The 6,223-nt window shown below is 38.2% G+C and carries 8 protein-coding genes; 2 read left to right on the top strand and 6 right to left on the bottom strand.

What is annotated here, in order from left to right:
- The 4 genes from AC1DG9_RS21625 to vapB form a co-directional block, all read right to left on the bottom strand.
- Positions 1-849: ATP-grasp domain-containing protein (locus AC1DG9_RS21625; RefSeq protein ID WP_477635215.1), on the bottom strand; the 849-nt coding region annotated here is incomplete at its 3' end.
- Between the two features lie 20 nt (positions 850-869).
- Positions 870-1,583, bottom strand: a complete 714-nt coding sequence (locus AC1DG9_RS21620; protein ID WP_337716936.1) for an esterase family protein — start codon at positions 1,581-1,583, stop codon at positions 870-872.
- Positions 1,584-2,148: 565 nt separating this feature from the next.
- The gene (locus AC1DG9_RS21615) at positions 2,149-2,412 is read right to left on the bottom strand and encodes a type II toxin-antitoxin system VapC family toxin (protein ID WP_288883073.1); all 264 of its coding nucleotides are present in this window, start codon (positions 2,410-2,412) and stop codon (positions 2,149-2,151) included.
- 105 nt (positions 2,413-2,517) lie between these two features.
- Positions 2,518-2,724 carry a type II toxin-antitoxin system VapB family antitoxin gene (gene vapB / locus AC1DG9_RS21610; RefSeq protein ID WP_288883074.1) on the bottom strand — a complete coding sequence of 69 codons (207 nt, stop codon included), beginning with the start codon at positions 2,722-2,724 and terminating at the stop codon, positions 2,518-2,520.
- A 215-nt stretch (positions 2,725-2,939) separates the two neighbouring features.
- On the opposite strand from vapB, the gene AC1DG9_RS21605 reads away from it, so the two are divergent.
- On the top strand, positions 2,940-3,761 hold the full coding sequence (locus AC1DG9_RS21605) for an alpha/beta hydrolase (RefSeq protein WP_288883075.1): 822 nt from the start codon (positions 2,940-2,942) through the stop codon (positions 3,759-3,761).
- Here AC1DG9_RS21605 and AC1DG9_RS21600 read toward each other — a convergent pair.
- On the bottom strand, positions 3,758-4,420 hold the full coding sequence (locus AC1DG9_RS21600; RefSeq protein WP_337716934.1) for an oxidoreductase: 663 nt from the start codon (positions 4,418-4,420) through the stop codon (positions 3,758-3,760). The two genes, AC1DG9_RS21605 and AC1DG9_RS21600, sit on opposite strands and share 4 nt — an antisense overlap.
- 10 nt (positions 4,421-4,430) lie before the next feature.
- On the bottom strand, positions 4,431-4,640 hold the full coding sequence (locus AC1DG9_RS21595) for a hypothetical protein (RefSeq protein ID WP_477635214.1): 210 nt from the start codon (positions 4,638-4,640) through the stop codon (positions 4,431-4,433).
- 138 nt (positions 4,641-4,778) lie between these two features.
- Between AC1DG9_RS21595 and AC1DG9_RS21590 the strand changes: the two genes are divergently transcribed.
- Positions 4,779-6,223 (top strand): GTP-binding protein (locus AC1DG9_RS21590; RefSeq protein WP_477635213.1); only part of this gene is annotated, 1,445 nt, incomplete at its 3' end.

The following is a 6,223-nucleotide window of genomic DNA, read 5'->3' as shown; positions in this document are numbered from 1 at the left end:
GGTTTCAACAACCCAATCAAAATTCTCCTGGCCAACACTGGTTACCTCAGCGTCAGGTGCCGGATTACAGAAATCAATGGCATAGGGTATTCCATCACGTACAGCAAATTCTACGGTGTTAAAGTCATAACCCAAAAACTGATTCAGTTTTATCACATAGTCGTGAATGGTTTTTAATAATTTCTCGCTCGAAGGAGGGGTGTTTACCTGGTAGCGCAGGTGAAAAGGATTACGCGGTTCATATTGCATTATCCGAACATATTTGCCACCGATACAATARCACCTAAAATATTCTTCAAAAACGATTTCTTCCTGAAGCATCATCACTGTCTTTTTTGTCTGACTATGCTTATCAAAAAAATCTTCCATATCATGTAGCTTGTAAACTTCTTTCCACCCTCCGCCATCAAAAGGTTTCATATATGCGGGGAAACCTGTGTATTCAAAAATAGCCTCCCAATCCAAGGGAAATGCCAGATTGCTGAACGATTCGTCAGAGGTGTCATCAGGTTGTTCGTAAGAAGGTATCAAAGCCGTTTTAGGGACAGGAACTCCAATTTTTACGGCCAATGCGTTATTAAAAAACTTTTCGTCGGCACTCCACCAAAAGGGATTGTTTATTACGGCGGTTCCTGTAATCGCCGCGTTTTTTAGCGCAGAACGATAAAAAGGAACATCCTGAGATATTCGATCGATAATCACAGCGTAGTCCAATGCTTTAGCCTGAAATATTTTATCAATATTTACAAATTCGGCTTTAATGTCCTTTCCTGCAATCTCGTTTACGCGCTTTACAAAAGCCTCGGGGAAAGATCTTTCTTTGCCGAACAGTATTCCGATTTTTTTCATGGTATATATTTTAGATGTTTTTAGTTAAATGATAATTGTGATAGGTATTCCGGCAGCATCTTTCGCCATATGGGCCAGTCATGATCTGCATTCTCTTTCACATCCAGCCAATGGTTAATTCCCTTATCGGTTAAAATCTGCGACAATCGTTCATTATCTGGCTTGCATATATCTCTTTCAGCTGTACCCAGTATTATTTTCATGTTCCATAGCTCCGGATTATTGTCATTTGGTAAAAAATCTACCGGATTATTAAAGTAAACCTCATCATTATAAAATCCGTCCAATTGCGATCTAATATCAAAAACCCCACTCAGGCTAAACATATGGCTGACCAGCCATGGGTGCCTGAAAGCAAAATTTGCCGCATGATATCCTCCAAAACTACAGCCTGCAGTGATGATTTTGGAATGCCCTGTTTCCTGACGGGCCATTGTCGAAACCTCTTCCAGTAATAGCTTGTCGTAACAAATATGATTTTTTACCCTGTCGGCCGGATGGATGCCTTTGTTGTACCAGCTCAAACCATCAATGCTGTCAACACAGTAAACCTTAACTTTCCCTTCATCTATAAACCACTGAATAGATTCGATCATTTTAAAGTCCTTATTTTCAAAATACCTCCCCATACTGGTAGGAAAAAGGAGGATTGGATAGCCGCTGTGCCCAAAAGCGAGCAATTCAAAATCGGCACTTAAGTTATTGCTGTGCCACTTTTTATATTCCTCTTTCATCCGGTAAAATTTAGATGCTTTAAGATAAGAAATAAAGAATGTTAAAAGCAAGCAACCTGCTTATTTCTTACACTAAATATCATTTATAGTTCCCCCCGCAACATCTAGAACGCCGCCAAAGAAGAAAAACATTGTAGCTTTAACAGATCTTTTGGAGGTGCTTTGTGTAGAGCAAGTAATAATAGCAATATATTGCCTTCATCATTTTATAACGGTATTGTCAATTGGATACTTGTAATGTCAATGGTTCTAATGGTAAGTATCTTTCTGCTCTTAGTGTCTAATCCTTAAGGATCAATATAGGCTAAATGAATATTCGAAACATAATTGTAGGGATTTGTTTTAAACAAGTTCAAGGGGGGCATCGGTGACATTGGTCAATTGAAAGAATGCTCCAATTTGGAATTATGGGGAGACACCCCTAGGAATAAAAGAAAATCAAATCGTAAACCCTGTGCACAGTAGCGATACAACATATGCGCCGACAAAAGAACAATAAATTCAGGAAACAGCATAAAAGGCCCCTTATATCAAAGTCAGATCCAGAAGCATTACCAAAGAAGCTTTACAGGGTATTTAGGAAATTTTGGTCTTTTCCGACAATTGTCAACCCTTTAACAATAGCTTGAGAGATGATCATTCTATCAAAGGGGTCCCGATGATGAAATTCCAAACCAATCAAGCCGGCGGAATGTTCAAAAGTTAGGGGAAGAAATTCAAAGCCATTTTTTATTGCCTGGAGCTGTAACTCTTCATAAGAAATGCCTAGTTCCAGCTTTCCAAGACTTACTCTTAATGGCAATTTTCCAAAATGAAACAAGACTGACATAGTTCAATTGCCTATTGTCTTCAACAGTCTTTCTTGCTTTGGCCGATAAGTCATCACTTCCATYCAAAAACCAAAGAAAAGTATGGGTACCCAGCAGATATGCCATTACGTATACTCCTTAAAGTCTTCTAAAGGGGCATTAAAATCATCAGACAACGTGATCTTACCTTTTAGACTGCCAAATTTAGCGACACCAGCCTTATGATCTTTTTTCTTCGCCTTTTCCATCAAAAAATCGATAAAGTCATTCGCCTCCGATTTAAGATCAGGTGGAAGTGTTTCTAGTTTTGCATAAAGAGTCAAGCTGGTCATACCTTAATTATTTCAGTTAAACACAAATTTAATGAATATTTCTACAATAACCATGCTGAAAAACACACCTTACATTTTTACATTTTTTGACGCAGCGAAAGCCCTTCATATTATGCTAAATGTCTGTTTGATATAAAATTACACACCAATTATTTTAATTTTTAATAAGAGTATTACTTTTGCAGTGCATTTGAGAGAAGGGAAATTGCTGAATTATGTATACTACACTAACACTTCCGGAAGTTATTAAAACTGAAAAAACCATACCATCTAAACATCTTAAAAGAGGAGTAGAGCTTGAAATCTTTGTTCCAGACAACCTTTTGGGGAATGAACAATTAAATCTGCTGTTGTTAAACGATGGTCAGGATACAGAAGAATTAGCGTTGCAACACACACTTGCTGCCCTTTATGGCCAAAACAAAATAGAACCCCTGGTCGTGGTGGCTATAAAAGCTTCAAAAGATCGTTTACAAGAATACGGAGTTGCTGGTGTACCTGATTTTCAGGATAGGGGAAGCAAAGCGCAGGCTTATACAGATTTCATTATTAAAGAGCTTATTCCTTTCATACAAACCACAGTTGAGTTTCCGATAAATGGGAAGCGTGCTTTTGGGGGATTCTCGCTTGGCGGATTAACCGCGTTTGATATTGCCTGGAACAATGATAACTACTTTGATGCTGTCGGTGTTTTTTCAGGATCATTCTGGTGGCGTAAAAAAGACCTTAAAGATGGTTATACAGATAGCGATCGTATTTTGCATCAGCGAATTATTGATACGGAGGTCAAACCGGAATTAAAGTTCTGGCTGATGACAGGTACTGAAGATGAGCTTGCCGATCGAAATAAAAACTTTATCATCGATTCCATTGACGATACCATTGATGTGATCAAAGAGCTTTTAAAGAAAGGCTACAAGAGACCTGATGATATCGCGTACTATGAAATGGTCGGAGGCAAACACGAATTAAAGACCTGGGCCAAAGCCATGTCGCCATTTCTGATTTGGGCTTTTGGGAAAAAGAATCTTTTTTAAATCTGTCCGAGTGCCTGAATCTGATCCGAAGAGTAAATAAATACACCTTTTTTATCAGTTAATGATTCTTTAAGCATTGCTGAGGCAACAGTTTCAATTTTGATGCTTCTGTATTTTTTTAAACCACCAATTAAGATTGGGTTGAGCAGACGCATCAGACCTATCAAAATTCTTTCTGCACAGCGTTTTTCTTTGCGATCACCATCAAGCAGCGAAGGGCGATAAATATAAATGCTTTTGAAGGGGATCGCCTTTAGATCTCTTTCTACCTCTCCCTTGGTTTTGGGGTAGAATAAGGATGAATTGATATCTGCACCCATTGAAGAGATCAAATGATATGAAGTAGCACCATTGTTTTGCGCAATCGAGCCAATGTCTAAAGGGTACCAGTAGTCAATTTTTTTATATTGTACTTTATCCGGGGTTTTACTGTTTGTGGTGCCCAAACAACAAAATACCACATCTCCGGTAATACCTGCTGCGTACTGATCTATATGATCAAAATCAACAATCAGTTCTTTTAGCTTTGGATGTTCAATATTTAACTTTTTTCGCCCAATAGCAAGCACCTCACTATAACTAGGGTTATCCAGTAGTTGTGCCAATAAGTTGTTGCCTATCAATCCACTCGCACCAAGTAATATTGCTTTTTTTGACATTTAAAGGAACTTATTTTTGAATATCTATGGTTTCGTCCGATTGGTCTCCACTTCCGGCTTTATAGGAATAATCTCTTGCTTTTTCGTCAGCAAGCTCATTGYCCTCGTGTTCATTTTCACAGTTTTCATCCAAACGGTCATTCCACTCATCTAGTCCTGTTTTATTGTGCTGGTCCACTTTTGGCGGATTCTGTTTATCGGTTTTTTTTGTTTTGCTCATCACCGTTGTAATTTAGTATATATGAAACATCTGAAGGTATACATTGTTTAAAATTAAAAAGAGTTAAATGCCTCTTAACTAATGTACTGAAATCTCGATAATTAATCTTATCTTTGCGCCAAAAATTAGTAGCATTTTATGCAAAAAATAAGAAATATAGCTATCATAGCCCACGTTGACCACGGTAAAACTACACTGGTCGATAAGATCTTACACTCTTGTTCAATCTTCCGCGATAACGAACAATCGGGAGATTTAATACTTGATAACAATGATTTGGAGCGTGAGCGCGGTATTACCATCGTGTCAAAAAACGTTTCGGTTCAGTATAAGGACGTTAAAATCAACATTATCGATACCCCTGGTCACGCCGATTTCGGTGGTGAGGTAGAGCGTGTATTGAAAATGGCTGATGGTGTATTGTTATTGTGTGATGCTTTTGAAGGTGCCATGCCTCAAACACGTTTCGTAACTCAAAAAGCTTTAGCTTTAGGTCTAAAACCTATTGTTGTTGTAAATAAAGTTGATAAAGAAAACTGTCGCCCTGAAGAAGTTTACGAACAGATCTTCGAATTGTTCTTCAACTTAGAAGCAACAGAAGAGCAACTTGATTTTCCAGTAATTTACGGTTCATCTAAACAAGGATGGATGAGTACTGACTGGAAAGTACCTACAACAGATATTTTCGCACTTTTAGACGCAGTTGTTGAGAAAATTCCTGCTGCGCCAACAAACGACGGTACTTTACAAATGCAAATCACCTCTTTAGATTATTCATCTTTCGTAGGTCGTATTGCAATTGGTCGTGTACACCGTGGCGTAATTAAAGAAAACCAACCGGTTACTTTGATTAAACGTGATGGTAAAATGGTAAAATCAAGAGTAAAAGAATTATATACTTTCGAAGGTTTAGGAAAAATCCGTGCCACTGAAGTAAAATCAGGTGATATCTGCGCAGTGGTAGGTATTGATGGTTTTGACATTGGTGATACTATTGCTGATTTCGAAGCTCCGGAACAATTGCCTGTAATCAAAATTGATGAGCCAACAATGAACATGTTGTTCACAATCAATAACTCACCGTTTTTTGGAAAAGAAGGTAAATTCGTAACGTCTCAGCGATTAAAAGAGCGTTTATACAAAGAAATTGAGAAAAACCTTGCACTTAAAGTTGTAGAAACTGAGTCTCCTGATTCTTACTTGGTGTACGGAAGGGGTATCCTCCATTTATCAGTATTGATCGAGACCATGCGTCGCGAAGGATATGAAATTCAGGTTGGTCAGCCGCAGGTAATCATCAAAGAAATTGATGGTAAAAAATGTGAGCCTATCGAAACCTTAATCGTTGATGTACCGGGTGAAGTTGCTGGTAAGGTAATTGAATTGGTAACACAACGTAAAGGAGAGTTATTGATCATGGAACCAAAAGGAGATTTACAACATTTAGAATTTGATATTCCTGCACGTGGTATTATCGGTTTAAGAAATAACGTGTTAACTGCTACAGGTGGTGAAGCGATTATGGCCCACCGTTTCAAAGCATACGAACCTTGGAAAGGTGTTATCCCTGGTAGATTGAATGG

Source organism: Pedobacter sp. 05L430, assembly GCF_056397585.1.
This window is presented reverse-complemented; position numbering and strand designations above follow the sequence as displayed.

Coding starts and splice junctions, on each gene's coding strand:
- AC1DG9_RS21620 (WP_337716936.1), bottom strand. CDS start 1,583: ATGAAAGAGGAATATAAAAAGTGGCACAGCAATAACTTAAGTGCCGAT.
- AC1DG9_RS21615 (WP_288883073.1), bottom strand. CDS start 2,412: ATGTCAGTCTTGTTTCATTTTGGAAAATTGCCATTAAGAGTAAGTCTT.
- vapB (WP_288883074.1), bottom strand. CDS start 2,724: ATGACCAGCTTGACTCTTTATGCAAAACTAGAAACACTTCCACCTGAT.
- AC1DG9_RS21605 (WP_288883075.1), top strand. CDS start 2,940: ATGTATACTACACTAACACTTCCGGAAGTTATTAAAACTGAAAAAACC.
- AC1DG9_RS21600 (WP_337716934.1), bottom strand. CDS start 4,420: ATGTCAAAAAAAGCAATATTACTTGGTGCGAGTGGATTGATAGGCAAC.